Below are 19477 nucleotides of genomic sequence, written 5' to 3' on the forward strand. Positions count from 1 at the left end.
CCCGCCTCCGGGGCCCCCTACCCGCTCGCCCCGCGCCTGCTTCACGCCCGCACCGCCGTACGGCCGCGGAACCGGGCTGGGTCACGGGCGGGGTCACGGCCGGGACCCGGACGGGGTCAGGGCCTCGCCCGGCAGCGCGGCGGCCAGGGCCCCGCCGGTGAGCACGACCTCGCCGTTGACCAGCACGTGGTCCACGCCGATCGCGGGCTCCCTGGGGTTCTCGTAGGTCGCCGCGTCGGCGATCGCGGCGGGGTCCAGGACGACGAGGTCGGCCGCCGCGCCGCGCCGCACCCGGCCCCGGTCGCTCAGGCCGAACCGGTCGGCGGTGCGCGAGGCCAGGTGGACGGCCGCCCGCTCCCAGGTCCAGTCGCCCAGCTCGACGACGTGGCGGCGCAGGTAGCGGGCGAAGGCGCCCCAGCCGCGCGGGTGGGGGTGGCCCCCGGCGTAGATGCCGTCCGAGCCGCCGACGTGGGCCTCGTGGCGCATGAGCGCGCGCACGGACTCCTCGCTGTTGGTCGGGGGCTGGCCGAACACGCAGCCGGCCTCCAGCTCGGTGGCCACCAGCAGCTCGCAGCAGAACCGGCCCGGCGGCATGCCCGCGCGCTCGGCCGCCTCCGGGAACGCCAGTCCCTCGGCCCAGGCGTACTCCTCCGACGGCACGTGCGAGAGGGTGACGCGCGGCCACACCTCGGGGCGAGCGGCGAACCACTCGCGGTCCAGCCGGTCGCGCACCGCCGGGTCGGCCAGCGCCGCCACGGCGGCGTCCACGTCCGCGACGGGGATCCACGGCGGCAGCGTCACCATCGACAGGATGCTGCATCCGCGCAGGTAGGGATAGCTGTCGTAGGTGAGGTCCACACCCTCGCCGCGCAGCCGGTCCACGTCGGCGATCAGGTCGTCGGCGGGCCCGTGGTAGTGCGACACGTGCGCCGCGGCCCCCGACGCGAGCGCGATCTCGCGCACCTCGGCCATCGCCGCCGGCGCCGCCGTCTCGTACCCGCGCATGTGCGTGACGTACGGCAGGCCGCGCGCGGCGGCCCGGCGCGCGAGGGCGGCCAGCTCCGGGACCTGGGCGTACCGGCCGGGGGCGTACTCCAGGCCGGTGGACACCCCGGCGGCGCCCTCCTCCAGGCCCCGGTCGAGCAGGCGCTCCATCGCGGCCAGCTCGGCGGCGTCCGGGGCGCGCTCGGCGGGGCCCATGACCTCGTACCGCAGGGTGCCGTGGGGCACCAGGTAGGCCGTGTTGAGCCGGGTGCGGCGGTGGTAGGACGCGAGCAGCCCCGCGACCGTGACCGGGGCGTCGCCGGGGTGGCGGCCGTTGACGGCGGCGAAGTAGCGGTTGACGTAGCGCAGCGTCGCGGGCCCCGCCGGGGCGAAGGACAGCCCGTCCTGGCCCAGCACGAACGTGGTGACGCCCTGCCGCAGCGCGGCGAGCTGCACGGCCGGGTCGTGCACGGCGGTCTCCCCGTGCACGTGGGCGTCGACGAACCCGGGCAGGACGTGCCGCCCCGCCGCGTCGATCTCCCGCTCCGCGCGGGCCGCCGACAGGTCCCCGACCTCGGCGATCCGGCCGCCCGTGACGCCCACGTCGGCGCGCGCGGCGGGGCCGCCGGACCCGTCGTAGACGATCCCGCCCCTGATCAGCACGTCGAACACGGCGTCATCCTCCCGCCCGCGCCCGCCGGCCGGGCAGGCCGCGCCGTGCCGTCATCGCGTCCCCTCTCGCCGGCTCGGCGTTGCGATATCTGCAACGCAGGTGCACTATGTGATGACGAAATGTCTAGCAGCGGCCCGGAAACGCTGTCAACCACGGTGAACGGGCCCGTCCCCGCGCAGGGAGGTCGGCGGTGTCCCAGACGGTGGAACGCGCGGTCGCGATCATCGAGCGGATCTCCGAGCGCCCCTCGACGCTCGGCGAGGTCGCCGGCCTGCTCGGCGTCCACAAGTCCACCGCGCTGCGCCTGCTCCAGACGCTCGAGCAGTCCGGCTTCGCCCGCCGCGAGCCCGGCGGCCGCTACACCGTGGGCACCCGCCTGATCGGCATCGCCTTCCGCGCGCTGGAGTCCCTGGACGTGCGCGAGGTCGCCCGCCCGCACCTGGCCCGCCTCAACCAGGCCCACGGGCACACGGTCCACCTCGCGAGCCTCGTCGACGGCGAGATCACCTACGTGGACAAGTACGAGGGGACGGCCCCGATCCGGATGTACTCCCGGATCGGCAAGACCGCCCCGCTGCACGCCTCGGCGGTGGGCAAGACGATCCTGGCCCACCTGGCGCCCGACCACCTGGACGCCATGATCCGCCGCATCGACTGGACGCGGTACACCCGCCGCACGCTGACCGACGAGGCCGCGCTGCGCGCCTCCCTCGCCGAGATCCGCGCGCAGGGCCACGCCCTGGACCAGGGCGAGTTCGAGGAGATCATCAACTGCGTCGCGGCGCCGGTCCGCGACCCCGACGGGGCCGTCCGCTCCGCCGTCTCCATCTCCGTCCCCGCGATGGTCATGCCCCTGGACGGCCTGCGGACCCTGGTCCCCGACCTGACGGCCACCGCCGCCTCCATCTCCCGCGACCTCGGCTGGACCCCGCCCGCCTGACCCCCGCCCCCGCCCCCGCCGGGAGACAGCGTCCCGGCCAGGCGGGCCCCCGGGTATGCACCTCGGCGCCCCCGACCTCGGCCGGCCACGGCCGCGACCGCCCTCCGACCTGGCTCCCCCGCCGCCGGCCGTCCGCGCCCTCACGCCCCGCCCGCGGACCGTCCGCGCCCTCGCGCCCTCACGCCCCGCCCGCGGACCGTCCGCGCCCTCGCGCCCTCACGCCCCGCCCGCGGGCGCCTCCGCCGCCGACGGTCCGCGTCCTCGCGCCCCGCCGGGCGGACCGCGCGCCCGGCGGCGCGGCGAGGGGTTCCCGGGGGCCTGGCGCCGCTATTGGATGCGGAATACAATTGTGGTGCAGGCCACATACAAGCAGGCTTGATTGCATGTTGGTGGGGTTCTAGCGTGGCGAACGTGGCTACTACCACGGCGCCGGGGGTGGCCCGTCCCCGGCGCACGCAGGAGGAACGCCGGGCGGCGACGCAGGCGCGGCTGCTCTCGGCGACGGCCGAGTGCCTGGCCGAGCTGGGGTGGGCGGGCACGTCCACCACCGAGGTGGCCAGGCGGGCCGGGCTGTCCAGGGGCGCGCAGCAGCACCACTTCCCGACCAAGGCCGAGCTCGTCGGGGCCGCGGTCGAGCACATGCTCGACCGGCACCGGGTGGAGTTCGAGGAGGCGTTCGCGCGGCTGCCGCCCGAGCGCCGCGGGGCCGAGGGCGCGCTCGACCTGCTGTGGGACATCTTCCGCACGCCGAACGCGGCGGCGCTGCTGGAGCTGAGCGTCGCGGCTCGCACCGACGGCGAGCTCAAGGCGCTGTGCGCCGACATCCACGACCGCGTCGCGGACATCACGATCCAGACCTTCGAGCGGCTCTTCCCCCGGACCCTGCCGCCCGAGGTCGCGGGCGTGCTGCTGCGCGGCGTGCTGGCCCTGATGGCCGGCCTCGCGCTCCAGCACGGCGCCGACGGCGACCGCCACGGCCACCAGGCCGCGGTGCTGGCCCAGATCAAGGCGATCGGCGCGCAGCTGATCCCGAATCCCCCCGCGGGGCGCCCGCCCGCCGGGGACCACATGGCTCTCCCTGACTGACGCACGCGCACCGAGGAGTCCAGACCGATGACACCGCCCCCCAACGCAGTCACGGACCACGAACGCGACAAGGAGGTCGCGGAGAAGAAGGCGTACGTCTCCGTCGTCGAACGCCTGTCGAAGGCGTCGGTCGAGAAGAACTGGGACCCCTACGTCGACATCCCCTGGGACGACCCGGACTACCAGGTCCGCCAGGACGACCCGCGCTGGAAGATGCCCCCGCTGGACCGGCTGGCCGAGCACCCGTGGTTCCTGGCGCAGGACCAGGCCACGCGGTCGCGCATCGCGCTGTGGCGGGTCGCGACCGCGATGAAGATCGGCCTGCAGTTCGAGAACCTGCTCAAGCGCGGCCTGCTCAACTACGCGTACCGGCTGCCGAACGGCCGGCCGGAGTTCCGGTACGTCTACCACGAAACCATCGAAGAGGGACATCACGGGATGATGTTCCAGGAGTTCGTGAACCGTACGAAGCTCCCCATCCGCGGCATGCCCGGCCCGCTGAGCCTGATCGCGCAGGTCAGCCCGTGGATCCCGCTGATCTCCACCGAGCTGTTCTTCATCTTCGTGCTCGGCGGCGAGGACCCGATCGACCACGTCCAGCGCAAGCTGCTCAAGAGCGGCCACATCGAGCACCCGCTGGAAAAGACGATCATGCAGATCCACATCGCCGAGGAGGCGCGGCACATCTCCTTCGCCCGCCACTACCTGCGCCGCCGCGTGCCCCGCATGCCGCGCCACCGGCGCTTCCTGCTCGGCGTGATCGCCCCGATCGTGCTCGGCGTCATGGCCCGGATCATGCTGGCCCCGCCCGGCTCGATGATCCGCTACTTCAAGATCCCCAAGTCCGTCGTCGACGAGGTCTACCGGAACAACCCGCAGGCGTACCAGGAGATCCGCGACTCCGTCGGCAAGACCCGCGAGCTGTGCGTCGAGCTCGGCCTGGTCGGCGTGGTCAGCAAGCGGGTCTGGAAGGCCATGGGCATCTGGGACGAGCCCGTGAGGGCCGGGCGGGCCGCGAAGGCCGCCGCGTGAGCCGCAGCGCGATCGTCACCGGAGGGGCCTCGGGCATCGGCCTGGCCCTCGCCCACGAGCTGGTACGGCGGGGCGCCAGCGTCACCGTCGCCGACATCGACGGGGACGGCGCCGAGCGGGCGGCCAAGCGGCTGTCCGCCGAGGGCGCCGTGTCCGCCGCGCGGCTCGACGTGACCGACGCCGGCGCCGTGGCCGAGCTGTACCACCGGGTCGCGGCCGAGAACGGCGGCCTGGACCTGGTCTTCAACAACGCCGGCATCGCGGTCGGCGGGACGACCGACGAGCTGACGCTCGACCACTGGAACCGCGCGATCGACGTCAACCTGCGCGGCGTGGTCCACGGCGTGCACGCGGCGTATCCGATCATGGTCGCGCAGGGCCGCGGCCGGATCGTCAACACCGCGTCCCTGGCCGGGCTGGTGCCCGCGCCGCTGATGGCGCCCTACACGGCGACCAAGCACGCGGTGGTCGGGCTCAGCCTGGCGCTGCGGGCCGAGGCCGCGCTCAGGGGCGTGAAGGTGCACGTGGTCTGCCCGGGGTTCGTGGACACGCCGCTGCTGCGCAACGCCAACCCGGACCTGCCGAAGACCGAGATCGGCGAGCACGCGCGCGAGGCGGCGATCGAGGTCCAGCGCCGGCTGTACGACGCGGACGCCCTCGCCCGCGACGTCATGCGCGGCCTCGCCCGCGACCGGGCGCTGATCGTGGCCCCGGCGTCCGGCCGCGCGGCCTGGCGCGGGGTACGGCTGTCGCCCTCGGCCGCGGCCCGCGTCGCCTCCCTGGCCGCCCGCCGCATGCTGCGCCCCCGCTGAGGCGCCGCCGCTGAGGCGCCACCGCTGAGGCACCGCCGCGGACACGCCGCCGCCGGCGCGCCGCCGTACGACGGGAGCCGCCGCGATCGTCTCGCGGCGGCTCCCGCGCGTGCACCCGGCCCTGGTTTGCATGCGCATACAGAGGTTGATCGCGAATAGACTGGAGGGCCGGATTTCGAGGAGGCACCGTGGAGACCAACGTCTGGGACCACGTCGTCGCGCTGCACGCCAGGGTCGAGCACGACCTGGCCAAGGCGCTCCAGCGACAGCACGGCATCGGCCTGTCGGAGTTCCGCGCCCTGTGCCGGCTCTCCGCGGCCGAGGACGGCGAGCTGCGCATGCAGGAGCTGGCCGACTCCATCGGCCTCAACCAGAGCTCGGTCACCCGCCTGGTGGCGCGGCTGGAGTCCGCCGGACTCACCCGGCGCGACCTGTGCCCCCTGGACCGGCGCGGCGTCTACACCGTCCTGACCCCCGAGGGCCGCGCCCGCCAGGCCGCCGCCGCCCCCACCTACGCCGAGACCCTGGAGGCCGCCCTCGGCGATGCCGCCCGGGACCCGCGCCTGGCCCCCGTCGTCGCCGCCCTCACCGCGCTCACCCCCGTCCCCGCCTGACGGCCCCGGCCCCGCCCCGGCACCGCCGCCCCGGCCCGGCGGCCCCGGCACCGGCCCCGCCCTCATCGCGCCCCGGCCCCACCCCACCCCGACCTGACCCGTCCTCGTCCCGGCCATCCCCGACGTCCCGGCCACCCCGCCCGCCGGTCCGTTCCGGGCCGGCGGCCGGCACGGCTCCCGCGCTTTCCGGCCCGAACCCCTGGCGCGCGGGGGCCCGCCGGGCATATCTTTGACTTTGTCAACGAAATGGAGGCCGTCATGCGGGACGTGGCGACGGTGACCGCCGTGCGGGAGTTCACCCGCTTCTACACCCAGATCATCGGCGTGCTGCAGGCCGGGCTGCTGCGCACGCCGTACTCCGTCGCGGAGGCGCGGGTGCTGTTCGAGCTGGGGCAGCGGCCGGAGACCGAGGTGGTCGCGCTGCGCGCCGGGCTCGGGCTGGACGCGGGGTACCTCAGCCGGATGCTCGCGCGGTTCGAGGCCGACGGGCTGGTGGCGCGGCAGCGGTCGGAGGGCGACGCGCGGCGGCAGGTCATCCGCCTCACCCGGACCGGCCGCGAGGTCTACCGCACCCTCGACGAGCGCAGCGCCGCGGAGGTGGGACGCCTGATCGAACCGCTCCCCGAGGAGGACCGGCGGCGGCTGACCGGCGCCATGGCCACGATCAGGGACGTCCTGCGGGGCCGCCGCCCGCCCGCCCCCGACGTCAAGCTGCGCGCCCCCGGGCCCGGCGAGCTCGGCTGGGTCGTGCAGCGCCACGGGGCGCTCTACGCCGAGGAGTACGGCTGGGACGCCACGTTCGAGGCCCTGGTCGCCCGCATCGTCGCCGACTTCGCCGCGGGCGCCAGGCCCGGGCGCGACGCGGCCTGGATCGCCGAGGTGGACGGCGAGCCCGCGGGCTGCGTGTTCTGCGTCGAGAAGGACGAGAGCACCGCGCAGCTCCGGCTGCTGCTCGTGGAGCCCGCGCGCCGGGGACTCGGCCTGGGAGGCGCCCTCGTGGACGAGTGCGTCGCCTTCGCCCGGGGCGCGGGCTACGAGCGGATGGTGCTCTGGACGAACGACTGCCTCACCGACGCCCGCCGGATCTACGAGCGGGCGGGCTTCGAGCTGACCAGGGCGGAACCGCACCGCAGCTTCGGCGCGGACCTCGTCGGCCAGTACTGGACGCTCGCCCTGTGACCTCCCGCTAGGACGCCTTCCCCGCGGGCACGCCCACGCAGAAGGGGCGGCCCGTCCACCACCAGGACTTCAGCGCGTGCTTCAGCGGCTCGGGCCGCAGGCGCGCCTCGGCCAGCTCCTCCATCGGGATCCAGGCGAACTCCAGGTGCGCCTCCCGCGAGACCAGCTCCTCGTCCGCCCCGGCCAGGGTCACGTCGAACACGTGGTTGACCTCCAGGTGCGAGCCCGAGTCCGCGTCGGAGTAGGCGTACTCCACCGTCCCGATCTGCTCGGACTCGGTCACCACCGCCCCGAGCTCCTCGGCCAGCTCCCGCCGCAGGGCGCTGGCGAGGGGTTCCCCCGGGCGGGCGTGCCCGCCGGGGAGGAAGGACCATTCGTCGCCCACCTGACGTGCCACCAGCAGCCTGCCGCCCCGGACGACGACCGCCCGAGCGATGATCTCCGTGGATTCCGCGGATTCCGCGCGCGCATCAGTCACGATGGCAATCCTCCTCATCCCGGCGCAGGAATCAAGGAGCGACGGAAAAAAGGGGTAAAACTTCGTGAGACAATGCGCGGCCCCGCCGTACCGGCGCGGCGGCGGAGGGGCGAGCCCGCGGGGGCGGGCGTGGCAGACTGGCGAGGGTTTCCCGTGTTCCGCACGTGACTCCCGCCTGCCCGAGAACCTTCCGAGAACCCCTGACGCCTTCTGTAACCCCTGAGACCTTCGCAACCCCTGAGACCTTCCGCGACCCCTGAGATCCTCTGAGAGAGCCCCGTGAGCGCCCCCGTCATCGAGAACGCCGCCCCGCCCGAGACCCCCGCGCCGCCGCCGCGAGGCCGCCGACTGCTCGTCGGCGGGCTGGTGGCCGCGGCCGTGGCCGGCGCCCTGGCCGGGACCGCGCTGACCGCCCCCGCGCCGGTGCCCGGCCTGCCCGAGCCGGGACCCGTCGTACGGCACGGCCTGCCGGTCGTGCGGGTGCTGCTGGACCTGGCGGCGATGATGGTCGTGGGCCTGAGCCTGCTGTCCAAGATGCTCGGCTTCGACCGGCCCGACCGGACCGAGCCGGTCATGCGGATCGCCCGCCCCTGGGCCGTGCGGCTGTCGCTGGTGTGGGCGGCGTGCGCGCTGATCGCGGTGGTGCTCCAGAGCGCCGAGGTCTCGGGGGTCTCCCCCGCGGCGATCTGGACCTACGTCGACCAGGTGAGCGCCGGCAAGGGGCTGCTGTTCAGCGCCTTCTTCGCGCTCGTGTGCGCGGGGGTGGGCCGGCTCGCCGTGCGGTTCGGCGAGCACGTCCCGGCCGAGCTGCGGATCGTCACGGCGCTGTTCGGGCTGCTCCCGCTGCCGGTGACCGGCCACGCGGCCGACTGGTACTGGCACGACTACAGCATGATCTCGATGGAGCTGCACGTCATGACGGCCGCCGCGTGGACCGGCGGGCTCGTGGCGATCGCGGTCCTGGTCGCCCCCCGCAAGAGCCTGCTGGCCCTCGCGCTCCCCCGGTACTCCAAGGTGGCGACCGTCTGCCTGGGCGTCGCCACGGTGACCGGGCTGGTCAACGGGCTCGTCCAGATCTGGCTCACCGAGGGCGCCGAGCTGCCCGGCTCGCTGTTCACCAGCGGCTACGGGCAGCTCGTCATCGCCAAGACCCTCTGCCTGGTCGGCGTGGCCCTGCTCGGGGCGCGGATCAGGTTCCGGCTGATCCCGCTGATCGTCCAGGAGCGCACGACCGCCCTGGTCGCCTGGGCCGCGGCCGAGGCGACCGTGATGGGACTGGCCTACGGGCTCGCGGTCGTGCTGACCCGCGCGCCCATCACCGGCTGAAGCCCCGCCGACAGGCGCGAGCCGTACCAGAGGGTCAGCGCCCACGCCGCCGCGAGCAGCACGGCCGTGGCGGCGATCGACGCCACCGAGATCGGCGGGGCGTCGGCGAGCCGGTCCTGGAGCAGGATGCCGCCGTAGACGGCCCCGCTGGTCAGCAGCGAGCCCGCCACGACCCGCGCCGCCCCGGGGACGGGCAGCCGGAACGCCAGGTCCACCGCCAGGCCCGCGAGCAGCAGGTAGAACGGCACGGCCGACTCAGGGAAGTCGATCCCGAGCAGGATGGGCCAGATCAGCGCGCGGTAGGCCACGTAGACGCCCGCGACGGTGGTCGCGGCCCACGGGCGGGCGATCATCCGGCGCGCGACCACGAGCACGATGACGCCCGCGACGCCCGCCCACACCGGGTAGACCCAGGTCGGCACGGGCAGCGAGAACGCCACCAGCATGTCCCGGTCCACCGGCCGGCCGAGCTGGTCGGCGGCGAAGTCCAGGAGCTGCGGCTCGGCGTACGGCGCGCCGCGGTCCCACGAGGCGATCTCGCGCACGCCGTACTCCTGGTGCTGGTTGGGGAACAGCGTGTTCTCCAGGAAGAAGATGAACAGCGCCGTCATCACCAGGGTGCGCACGCGCCCGGGCTCGCTCGTGAGGAACCAGCCGCGGATCAGGCCCGCGATCATGAGCGCGGTGCCGAGGTAGAGCAGGATGTGCGACGGGCTCCACGAGGTGATGTCCAGGCCGTTGACCGCGTGGTTGACCAGGTCGAGCGGCACCGCGACGAGGAACACGCCGGTCCCCCACTGGATGAGCCGGATCGCGGCCTTGTCGCCGCCGTAGCCGGTGTAACCGTGGATGACCGTCAGGACCACCGCGATGACGGTCCCCACGGTGTTCAGCAGATGCGGGGGCGCGAGGTCGTCCCGGAGCCACTTGAAGTGCCACGACACGTCCCAGGACGAGCCGAGCACCTTGAACGCCAGCGCCACCAGCCACACCGTGTAGGCGAACCGGAGCATGTCGGCCGGCAGGGACCGGCCGGGCTCCCCCCGGGACCAGTGGTCCCGGAAGAATCGGAGGACTTGCGCTTTCACCGCGGTTATCACCGTCGAATGATGCCTGTCCAGGCCCTGGGCACGCAATCCGGGATCTCCCTGAGAAGGTTCTCAGGAGCGTGTCGGGTCCGCCGCGTAGGGTCACCCCTATGAAGGGGCCGCTGCTTTGGATCTTCCGCACCCGCCGCCGCGCCGTCGCCGCCGCGCTGGCGCTGGCCGTCGTGGCCGTGGCGGGGTGGGTGGCGCTCGCGCGGGAGACGCCGGTGCGCTCGGCCGCCCAGCGGATCGAGGTGCCCGCCGGGCCGCGCGGCGGCGGGCCGGTGTCGCTCGACACCACGTTCTACGCCCCGGACGCGTCCGGGCGGCGCCCCGCGGTGCTGCTCGCGCACGGGTTCGGCGGGAGCAAGGAGAGCGTGCGGGCGCAGGCCGTACGGCTGGCGCGGGCGGGATACGCCGTGCTCACGTGGTCGGCGCGCGGGTTCGGGCGGTCCACCGGGCAGATCGCGCTCAACTCGCCCGACCACGAGGTCAGGGACGTGCGGCGGCTCATCGACTGGCTGGCGGGGCGGCCCGAGGTGCGCCTGGACGGGCCCGGGGACCCGCGCGTGGGCATGGCCGGCGCGTCGTACGGCGGCGCGATCTCGCTGCTCACCGCCGCGCACGACCGGCGCGTGGACGCGCTCGTGCCCTCGATCACATGGAACGACCTGGCGGACGCGCTCTTCCCGAACGCCGCGGGGCCGGCCGACGCGGGCGTGTTCAAAAAGATGTGGGCCGGGGTGTTCTTCGGGGCCGGCGGCGTGACCCCCGACACCGCGCTGCTGACCGGCGGGCGCGCGGGCGAGGGCTCCGGCGGCGCGACCGAGTCCGACCGGATGCGGTCCGGCTCCGAGGGCTCGGGACCGGTGGCGGGCACGACCCCCTCGGCCTCGCCCGCGCCGCCCGGGCCGTCCCGGGGCCCCGGCGGCGCGAGGCCGGGCGGCGCGGCCACCGACGAGCGGGTCCGCTGCGGGCGCTTCCTGCCGGAGATCTGCGCGATCTACCAGAAGGTCGCCGAGACCGGCCGGCCCACGCCGGAGGCCGTGGCGATGCTGCGCAGGTCCAGCCCGTCCGCCTACCCGGGCCGGATCAAGGTGCCGACGCTGCTGCTCCAGGGGCTCAACGACTCGCTGTTCCCGCTGGATCACGCCGACCGCAACGCCGCGCTCGTGGACGGGCCGGCGAAGGTGGTCTGGTTCGACGGCGGCCACGACGGCGGCGACGGGGAGGCCGACCGGCTGCACGAGCTGACCGTGGGCTGGTTCGACCGCTGGCTCCTGCCGGCCCGCTCCCCGCACGGCCTGGCCGGGGGGCCCGGCGCGGGCACGCCCGGGTTCGAGGTGACGCGGCAGGGCGGGCGCGACCCCGGCACCCGCCGCCGCGTCCTGACGGTGGCCGAGGCCGCCCGCTACCCGGGCCTGTCCGGCACGGCGGCGCGGAAGGTGCGGCTGGCCGGGCCCGAGCAGGCGATCGCGAACCCGCCCGGCGGCGCGCCCGCCTCGATCACCTCACTGCCCGGCCTGGGCTCGGCGCTGTCCGGCGGCGGCGACCTGGGCCTGTCGCTGGACATGCCCGGGCAGGCCGCGGTGTTCGAGTCCGCGCCGCTGCCGGAGTCCGTCGACGTGACCGGCTCGCCCTCGGTGCGCGTGCGCGTCTCCGGGCCGCCCGGCGCCGTCCTGTTCGCGAAGGTCTACGACGTCGGGCCGATGGGCCCCCGCCTGCCGTACGGCCTGGCGGCGCCGATGCGGATCACCGGGGCGGGCGGCGAGGCCGAGGTGCGGCTGCCCGCCATCGACCACCGGTTCGAGGCGGGGCACCGGGTGCGACTGGTGGTCGCCGCCTCCGACATGGGCTACGCGACCCCGGCCGCCTCCAGCGTGCACCGCGTGGCGCTGGCCGCGCCCGACATCACGCTGCCGCTGGCGCCCGCGCTGCGCGGCCCCGGCACCGGCCCGCCCTGGTGGGTGTGGGCGCTTCCCCCGGCCGCCCTCCTGCTCGCCGCGCTCATCCTGGCCGGCGTACGGCGGCGCACCCGGCCGCCGGCCGCACCCGACCCGGCGCTGGCGGGCGTGCCGCTGGAGATCTCCGGCCTGACCAAGCGCTACTCCGGGGGCCGGCTCGCGGTGGACGACCTGTCGTTCCGGGTGGAGCGCGGGCAGGTCCTCGGCCTGCTCGGGCCCAACGGCGCGGGCAAGACGACCAGCCTGCGCATGCTGATGGGGCTGATCCACCCCGACGCCGGGCAGATCCGGATCTTCGGTCACGCGGTCGCGCCCGGGGTGCCCGTGCTGTCGCGGCTCGGCTCGTTCGTCGAGGGGCCGGGGTTCCTGCCCCACCTGTCCGGGCGCGACAACCTGGAGCTGTACTGGCGCGCGACCGGCCGCCCGGCGGAGGACGCGCACCTCGCGGAGGCGCTGGAGATCGCCGGCCTGGGCGACGCGCTCGGCCGCGCCGTGCGCACCTACTCCCAGGGCATGCGGCAGCGGCTCGCGATCGCCCAGGCCATGCTGGGCCTGCCCGACCTGCTGGTCCTCGACGAGCCCACGAACGGGCTGGACCCGCCGCAGATCCGCGGGATGCGCGACGTGCTGCTGCGGTACGCCGCCGGGGGCCGCACCGTCATCGTCTCCAGCCACCTGCTCGCCGAGGTCGAGCAGACCTGCTCCCACGTCGTGGTGATGCACCGCGGGCGGCTCGTCACCGCCGGGCCGGTCGCGGAGATCGTCGGGAGCGGCGCGGGCGTCCTCGTCGGCACGCCCGACCCCGAGCGCGCCCGCGAGGTGGCCAAGGGCGTGGACGGCGTGGACGGGGCCGAGCTCGCCGACGGCGGCGTCCTGGTGCGGCTCGGGTCGGCGCCCGCCTCGCTCCTGGTGGCCGAGCTGGTCGGCGCCGGGGTGCCGGTGGACCGGGTGACGCCGAACCGCCGCCTGGAGGACGCCTTCCTGACCCTGATCGGAGAACGCGATGAGTGAGCGGACCGCGGCCCCCGGCTACAGCGCGCGGCGGACGCTGCCGCTGCGGGTGGAGATCGTGCGGCAGTTCCGGCGGCGGCGCACGCTGGCGATGTTCGGGCTGCTGCTGGGGCTGCCGTGGGTGCTCGCGGTCGCGTTCATGGTCGGCGGCGAGCAGGAGCGGGACAACACGCCGAGCCTGGCCGACATGGCCACGCAGGGCGGGCTGAACTTCGCCGCGTTCACGCTCTTCGTGTCGGTGGGGTTCCTGCTGGTGGTGGCGGTGGCGCTGTTCTGCGGCGACACGGTGGCCAGCGAGGCGAGCTGGTCCTCGCTGCGGTACCTCCTGGCCGCGCCGGTGCCCCGCGCCCGGCTGCTGCGGCAGAAGCTGATCGTCGCGCTGGGCTACTCGGCGGTGGCCGTGCTCGTGCTGCCGCTGATGGCGCTGCTCGCGGGCACGCTGGCGTTCGGGTGGAACGACATCCGGCTGCCGGGCACCGGCCAGCTCGTGCCCGCGGCCGACGCGCTGCCCCGGCTGGCGATCGTGGTCGGCTACGCGCTGGTCAGCCAGCTCGTGGTGGCCGGTCTGGCGTTCCTGCTGTCGGTGGGCACCGACTCCCCGCTCGGCGCGGTGGGCGGCGCGGTCGGCCTGGTGATCATCTGCAACATCCTGGAGGCGGTCGAGGCGCTCGGCTCCTGGCGCGAGGTCCTGCCCACCTACTGGAACCTCGCCTGGATGGACGCCCTCGCCCCGGAGATCACCTGGGACGGCATGATCAAGGGCGTCGCCGTGTCCCTGACCTACTCCGTCGTCCTGATCGCGCTCGCCTTCCGCCGCTTCCAGCGCCGCGACATCGTGTCGTGACCCGCCGGGCCCGGAGCGCGCCGCCGAAGTGGACGCGGGCGGGCGGAATGCGGGGCGGGGATATGGTGTTGCCGTTGGTAAAGGCCTGTCCAGGGGAGGGTTTGGATCAGCGTGCGTGAACCGGGCGATCTCTACGAGTTCGAGGCGGACGTGCCGGAGCTGGACGCTCCGGTGATGCTGGTCCAGCTCGACGGCTTCGTCGACGCGGGTGCGGCCGGGCGGCTGGCGACCGAGCACCTGCTCGCGACGCTGGACCACCGCGTCGTGGCGCGCTTCGACGTCGACGGCCTGCTCGACTACCGCTCCCGCCGGCCGATGATGATCTTCGACGAGGACCACTGGTCCGAGTACTCCGCGCCCGAGCTGGTCGTACGGCTGGCGCACGACTCCGCGGGCACGCCGTTCCTCATGCTCACCGGGCCCGAGCCCGACCGCGCGTGGGAGCGGTTCGCCGCGGCCGTGCAGGACGTCGTCGAACGGCTCGGCGTCGGCCTCGTGGTGACGTTCCACGGCATCCCGATGGCCGTGCCGCACACCCGCCCGCTCGGCGTGACCGCGCACGGCACCCGCAAGGACCTGGTGTCGGAGTACCGCCCGTGGGGCGGCAAGGTGCAGGTCCCCGGGAGCGCCCCGGCGCTGCTGGAGTTCCGCCTCGCCGAGGCCGGGCACGACGCGATCGGCTTCGCCGTCCACGTGCCGCACTACCTGGCCCAGGCGGAGTACCCCCAGTCGTCGCTGACGGCGCTGGAGTCGATCAGCCTCGCCACCGGCCTGGTCCTGCCGACCGACGCGCTGCGGCAGGCGGCCGAGCGCACCCAGAGCGAGATCGAGCAGCAGATCGCGGCCTCGCCCGAGATCGCCTCCGCGGTCGAGGGGCTGGAGCAGCAGTACGACGCCTACAACCGGGCGGACGTGCGCGGCAGCCTCCTGGCCGACGAGGCCACCCCGGTCCCCACGGCCGACGAGCTGGCCGCCCAGTTCGAGCGTTTCCTCGCCGAGCAGGACGAGCGCGACCCCGAGGCCTGACCCGCGGCCCGGGACCGGCACGCGCCGGCCATGCGACGCCCCGTCACGATGTGAGGGGACGCCGCATGGCCGGCGCGTTCGTTCCCACCCCCGGGCCGCGGCACGCTCCGGGCCCGGGCACGCCCGGGTCTACCAGTGCGGCGGCCGGTCCTCGAGGAGGCGTTCGAGGTTGTCCTGGGCGTGCTCGCCCCAGCCCGCGTCGGTGTCGTCGAGGGTCTGGTCGGGCAGGACCGGGAGGCCGTCGTCGTGCAGGTCCACTACCCGGTCGTCGTCGGGGCCGTTGATGTGAATCACGTCAGATGATTGTAGTTTCGGCTCCGGACGGGGAACAACGCGGCAGGCGGACGGGTACGATGCCAATGCGCGGCGGCCGTCCCACACGGCGGGCCGGGCGGATCCGGGCCGGATGCGACCCCCTGAGGCGGTCATGGAAGCCCCTGCTGGATGGCGTAGACAGGGCAACCTGCCCGCGGAGCTGACGAGCTTCGTGGGGCGGGCCCCAGTGCTGTCCTCCCTCACCAGGCTCATCCGCGAGCACCGCATGGTCACCGTGACCGGCATCGGCGGCGTCGGCAAGACGCGCGTGGCGCTGCGGGCCGCGGCCTCGATGGGCGAGGAGTTCCCCGACGGCGTCTGGCTCGTCAACCTGTCCAGGCTCCAGGACCCCGCCCTCGTCGCCCACGCGATGATCGAGGAGCTGGGCCTGGTGGACAGCTCCCCGCGCACCGAGGCCGAGTTCCTCGTGGAGTCCCTGGCCGGCAAGCGCATGCTGCTCGTGCTCGACACCTGCGAGCACCTCGTGGCCGCCTGCGCCTCCATCGTGGACCGGCTGCTGCGGTCCGCGCCCGGCGTGAGCGTGCTGGCCACGAGCCGGCAGCACCTCAACGTCCCGGGCGAGCACGCCTTCGTCGTGTCCCCGTGGGACGTCCCCCCGCCCGGGGCCCCGCTGGAGGAGCTGATCGGCTCCGACCCCCTGCGCCTGTTCGCCGAGCGCGCCGCGTCCGTCTCCCCCGGCTTCACCGTGGACGCCTCCAACGCCGAGACCGTGGCCGACATCTGCCGCCGCGTGGACGGCATCCCGCTGGCGATCGAGCTGGCCGCCGTGCGCCTGCGCGTGCTGTCCGTCGAGCAGATCCGCACCCTGCTCGGCGACCGGTTCGCGGTCCTGTCCGGCGGCAGCCGCACCTCCCTGCCCCGGCACCAGACGCTGCGCGGCGCGGTCGGGTGGAGCCACGAGCAGTGCGAGCCGACCGAGCGGCTGCTGTGGGCGCGGCTCGCGGTGTTCGCGGGCGACTTCGACCTGGAGGCCGCCGCGCAGGTCTGCTGCGACCACCAGGTGCCCCCGGGAGAGCTCCTCGACCTGCTCACCGGCCTGGTCGAGAAGTCCGTGCTGCTGAGCGAGGAACGCGCCGGGGAGCGGCGCTACCGCCTGCTGGACACGCTGCGCGACTACGGCGCCGAATGGCTCGGGCAGCTCGGCGAGACCGACGCGATGCACCGCCGCCACCGCGACCACTACATGCGGCTGGCCAAGCAGGCCGAGGAGGCCTGGTCGGGGCCCGACCAGATCATCTGGTTCGCCCGCATGCGCCGCGAGCACGCCAACCTGCGCGCCTCCCTCGACTTCTCCCTCAACACCCCGGGCGAGGAGAAGCACGCCCTCGACATGCTGGCCGCCCTCTGGTTCCTGTGGATGGCCTGCGGGCTGCCCAAGGAGGGCCGCCACTACCTCGACCGCGCGCTCAACGCCTGCCGGCAGCCCAGCCCCGAGCGCTGCAAGGCGCTGTGGGTCAGCTCCTACCTCGCCAGCGCCCAGGGCGACTTCGAGGCCGCGATCGACGCCGCCGACGAGTGCACCGCCGACGGGGTGCAGATCGGCGACGCCTCGGCCGTGGTCTTCGCCACGAAGATGCGCGGCACCGTCGCGTTCCTCCAGAACGACCTGCCCCGCGCCAGCGCCTACCTCGGCGCGGCCATCGAGTTCCACGGCACCTCCCCCGGCACCGAGCGCAAGCTCAACCCCGGCCTGCTGCCCGCCATCGTCGAGCTCGCCCTCGTCCTCACCGCGCGGGACGAGCCGCAGGAGGCCGTCCCCCTGCTGCGCGACTGCCTGTCCCTGTGCGAGGACCGCGGCGAGCTGTGGCTGCGCTCCTACGCCCGCTACGCGCTCGCGCTGGCCCAGCGGGCCCTCGGCGACGTCGAGGGCGCCGCGCACAACGCCCGCGAGTCGCTGCGGATCAAGCGGCGGTTCCACGACGTGGTCGGCAGCGTGCTCGGCATCGAGGCGCTGGCCTGGCTGTCGCTGGAGGAGGGCGACGCCGACCGCGCCTCCCGGCTGCTGGGCGCCGCCCAGGCCAACTGGCAGACGTTCGGGCTGCCGCTGTTCGGCTCCCCCTTCTTCACCCAGGAGCACGGCACCGTCGAGAACAAGTGCCGCGACTCCCTCGGCGACCAGGGCTACGAGCACGCCTTCTCCGAGGGCTCCAAGCTCGCCCTCGACGACGCCATCACCTACGCCACCGGCGAGCCCCAGCCCGCCGGCTGACCCCTCCCCGCGCCCGGACCCGCCCGCCCGAGCCGCCTGAGCCGCCGTACGCCGTGGGCCGTCCGTACGCCGTGGGCCGCCCGTACGGCCTGAGCCCGCGCCCCTCCTGCCGCACGCCCGGGTGCCGGCGCACGCCCTCCCGGCACGGCCCGGTCCCCGCCCGCCCGCCCGCGGCCCGCCGTACCGGTGGAGCGGCGGGAGCCGTGCGGGGCGGGCCGTTAGGCCGGGGCGTTCACGGGCAGGAAGGGGCGTGTCCATGACCTGAACCACAGAGGGGGACATCATGGCGGACACGCCTCTGACCGGGAAGACGATCGCGTTCCTCGTGGCGCCCGAGGGCGCGGAGCAGGTCGAGCTCACCGAGCCCTGGAAGGCCGTCAGGGACGCCGGCGCCACGCCGCGGCTCATCTCCACCCGGAGCGGCCGCGTCCAGGCGTTCCAGCACCTGGACAAGGGCGACACGTTCGAGGTGGACGCGACCGTCGGCGACGTGGACCCGGCGTCCTTCGACGGGCTCGTGCTGCCCGGCGGCGTCGCGAACCCGGACTTCCTGCGCACCGACCCGGAGGCGGTCGCGTTCACGCGCGCGTTCGTCGACGCCGGCAAGCCGGTCGCCGTGATCTGCCACGGCCCCTGGACGCTCATCGAGGCGGACGTGGTGCGCGGGCGCACGATGACGTCCTGGCCGAGCCTGCGGACCGACCTGCGCAACGCCGGCGCGACCTGGGTGGACCAGGAGGTCGTCGTGGACGACTCCGGCCCGGCGACCCTGGTGTCCAGCCGCAAGCCCGGCGACCTCAAGGCGTTCTGCCAGGCCGCCGTGGACGCCTTCGCCAAGTGACGCGGCGCGCCCGGACGCCCGCGCCGCCTGCCGTACGGCGCGGGCGTCCGCCGTGTCCGGGGCGCGCCTGCGGGGTCAGTTCCCGGGGGACGCGGTCGGGGCGGGGGTCGGGGTGCCCGGGACGACCGTGCCGTCGGGCTTGACCACCTGCTCGTTGCCCGCCGAGATGTGGCTCGACTCCCCGACCAGCCAGCGGTTCTTCTCGCGGACCAGCTTGACCTCCAGGTACAGGTCGTCCACGCGCCGGGTGCCGGTCTTGGGGCTGGTCACCGCGTAGTCCACGGTCACGATCGCCGTCGCCCGGTTGTCGTCCACGCCGCCGATCATGACGTCGGTGACGTCGTTCCTCGCGCTGGCCTGGAGCCCGGTGACCACGGCCTCCAGGTCCGACAGCATGGTCTTGAGCGGCTTGGCGTAGTCCCGTGACGCGATGGCCAGCGCGCGGTCCCTCGTGGCCTGGAAGTTCTTGTAGTCGTACGACGTGAGCACGTCCGCCCACTGGCTCGCCACGGTCGCCACGGCGGCGCGGGCGTCCTTCTCGTCCGTCAGGCGGGTCTTCTCCCGCCACAGGATCACGGCCGTGGTGATCGTCGCGGCGAGCGCGAGCACCACCGCGACGCCGAGGACGCGCATCGCCCAGGGCCCCCGGCCCGGGGACTCGTCGGCGGTCACTCGGCCGTCCCCGCCGCCCGGCCCGCCCGGGGCGCGCGCCGCGGTCTCCTCCTCCGGCGCGGCGGCGTCGGTCTTCCCGTCCGCCTCGTCCCGTGGCGCGTCCTCGGCCGCCGCCCCGGTCTCCTCCCCCGCTCCGGTCTCCTCCCGTTCCCGGACGGGCGTGGCCCGCGCCGTGCCCTCGCCGGCGTCCCCGGCCGTTTCGCGCGCCCCCTCCGAGGGCTCGGTCACCGCCGGGGTGGCCGCCGCGGCGTCCGCCGTACCCGGGTCCGGGGCGGCGGGCCCGCGGGCGGCGGAGGACGTCTTCTTCGCGCCGGTCGCCGTCTTGGGGCCGATCGTCTTCTTCTTGGTGGTGTCTGCGGGCATCA

17 protein-coding genes are annotated in these 19477 nt (G+C 74.9%); 12 read left to right on the forward strand and 5 right to left on the reverse strand.

Going from position 1 to position 19477, the window contains the following annotated elements:
- Nucleotides 1–93: 93 nt before the first annotated feature.
- A complete protein-coding gene (locus D5H75_RS07540; RefSeq protein ID WP_242454044.1) occupies nt 94–1656 on the reverse strand; it encodes an N-acyl-D-amino-acid deacylase family protein in 1563 nt (520 codons plus the stop codon).
- 191 nt (nt 1657–1847) lie between these two features.
- Here D5H75_RS07540 and D5H75_RS07545 point away from each other — a divergent pair, with 191 nt between their 5' ends.
- From D5H75_RS07545 to D5H75_RS07570, 6 genes are all read left to right on the forward strand, one after another.
- The gene (locus tag D5H75_RS07545; RefSeq protein WP_119925598.1) at nt 1848–2597 is read left to right on the forward strand and encodes an IclR family transcriptional regulator; all 750 of its coding nucleotides are present in this window, start codon (nt 1848–1850) and stop codon (nt 2595–2597) included.
- A 411-nt stretch (nt 2598–3008) separates the two neighbouring features.
- Nucleotides 3009–3683, forward strand: a complete 675-nt coding sequence (locus tag D5H75_RS07550; protein WP_242454045.1) for a TetR/AcrR family transcriptional regulator — start codon at nt 3009–3011, stop codon at nt 3681–3683.
- A gap of 27 nt (nt 3684–3710) precedes the next feature.
- Nucleotides 3711–4715: an AurF N-oxygenase family protein gene (locus D5H75_RS07555; protein WP_119925600.1), complete on the forward strand. Its 1005-nt coding sequence runs from the start codon at nt 3711–3713 to the stop codon at nt 4713–4715.
- Nucleotides 4712–5527 carry an SDR family NAD(P)-dependent oxidoreductase gene (locus D5H75_RS07560; protein ID WP_119925601.1) on the forward strand — a complete coding sequence of 272 codons (816 nt, stop codon included), beginning with the start codon at nt 4712–4714 and terminating at the stop codon, nt 5525–5527. Before D5H75_RS07555 ends, D5H75_RS07560 begins: the two co-directional genes overlap by 4 nt.
- A gap of 188 nt (nt 5528–5715) precedes the next feature.
- Complete coding sequence (locus D5H75_RS07565; protein ID WP_119925602.1) at nt 5716–6141, forward strand: MarR family winged helix-turn-helix transcriptional regulator; 426 nt, start codon at nt 5716–5718, stop codon at nt 6139–6141.
- 258 nt (nt 6142–6399) lie between these two features.
- Entirely contained in the window at nt 6400–7320 is a 921-nt protein-coding gene (locus tag D5H75_RS07570; RefSeq protein ID WP_119925951.1) for a bifunctional helix-turn-helix transcriptional regulator/GNAT family N-acetyltransferase, read from the forward strand.
- A gap of 7 nt (nt 7321–7327) precedes the next feature.
- On the opposite strand, the gene D5H75_RS07575 is transcribed toward D5H75_RS07570, so the two are convergent.
- Nucleotides 7328–7798 carry an NUDIX domain-containing protein gene (locus D5H75_RS07575; protein ID WP_202637918.1) on the reverse strand — a complete coding sequence of 157 codons (471 nt, stop codon included), beginning with the start codon at nt 7796–7798 and terminating at the stop codon, nt 7328–7330.
- 279 nt (nt 7799–8077) lie between these two features.
- Here D5H75_RS07575 and D5H75_RS07580 point away from each other — a divergent pair, with 279 nt between their 5' ends.
- Nucleotides 8078–9124, forward strand: a complete 1047-nt coding sequence (locus D5H75_RS07580) for a copper resistance D family protein (RefSeq protein ID WP_242454046.1) — start codon at nt 8078–8080, stop codon at nt 9122–9124.
- Here D5H75_RS07580 and D5H75_RS07585 read toward each other — a convergent pair.
- Nucleotides 9079–10212, reverse strand: coding sequence for a hypothetical protein (locus tag D5H75_RS07585; RefSeq protein WP_202637919.1), 1134 nt, complete (start codon nt 10210–10212; stop codon nt 9079–9081). The two genes, D5H75_RS07580 and D5H75_RS07585, sit on opposite strands and share 46 nt — an antisense overlap.
- A 110-nt stretch (nt 10213–10322) precedes the next feature.
- Between D5H75_RS07585 and D5H75_RS07590 the strand changes: the two genes are divergently transcribed.
- From D5H75_RS07590 to D5H75_RS07600, 3 genes are all read left to right on the forward strand, one after another.
- Nucleotides 10323–13184: an alpha/beta fold hydrolase gene (locus tag D5H75_RS07590; RefSeq protein ID WP_119925605.1), complete on the forward strand. Its 2862-nt coding sequence runs from the start codon at nt 10323–10325 to the stop codon at nt 13182–13184.
- Nucleotides 13177–14028: an ABC transporter permease gene (locus D5H75_RS07595; protein ID WP_119925606.1), complete on the forward strand. Its 852-nt coding sequence runs from the start codon at nt 13177–13179 to the stop codon at nt 14026–14028. The genes D5H75_RS07590 and D5H75_RS07595 overlap by 8 nt, the downstream gene beginning before the upstream one ends.
- 111 nt (nt 14029–14139) lie before the next feature.
- Nucleotides 14140–15054 carry a proteasome assembly chaperone family protein gene (locus D5H75_RS07600; protein WP_202637920.1) on the forward strand — a complete coding sequence of 305 codons (915 nt, stop codon included), beginning with the start codon at nt 14140–14142 and terminating at the stop codon, nt 15052–15054.
- Nucleotides 15055–15183: 129 nt separating this feature from the next.
- On the opposite strand, the gene D5H75_RS41340 is transcribed toward D5H75_RS07600, so the two are convergent.
- Nucleotides 15184–15348 carry a hypothetical protein gene (locus D5H75_RS41340; protein ID WP_202637998.1) on the reverse strand — a complete coding sequence of 55 codons (165 nt, stop codon included), beginning with the start codon at nt 15346–15348 and terminating at the stop codon, nt 15184–15186.
- Nucleotides 15349–15481: 133 nt separating this feature from the next.
- On the opposite strand from D5H75_RS41340, the gene D5H75_RS07605 reads away from it, so the two are divergent.
- Nucleotides 15482–17599, forward strand: a complete 2118-nt coding sequence (locus D5H75_RS07605) for an ATP-binding protein (protein ID WP_119925607.1) — start codon at nt 15482–15484, stop codon at nt 17597–17599.
- A gap of 283 nt (nt 17600–17882) precedes the next feature.
- On the forward strand, nt 17883–18440 hold the full coding sequence (locus D5H75_RS07610; RefSeq protein ID WP_119925608.1) for a type 1 glutamine amidotransferase domain-containing protein: 558 nt from the start codon (nt 17883–17885) through the stop codon (nt 18438–18440).
- A gap of 75 nt (nt 18441–18515) precedes the next feature.
- Here D5H75_RS07610 and D5H75_RS07615 read toward each other — a convergent pair whose 3' ends face one another.
- Entirely contained in the window at nt 18516–19475 is a 960-nt protein-coding gene (locus tag D5H75_RS07615; protein WP_119925609.1) for a hypothetical protein, read from the reverse strand.
- Nucleotides 19476–19477 lie beyond the last annotated feature (2 nt).

The organism is Bailinhaonella thermotolerans, from assembly GCF_003594875.1.
GTDB lineage: Bacteria > Actinomycetota > Actinomycetes > Streptosporangiales > Streptosporangiaceae > Bailinhaonella > Bailinhaonella thermotolerans.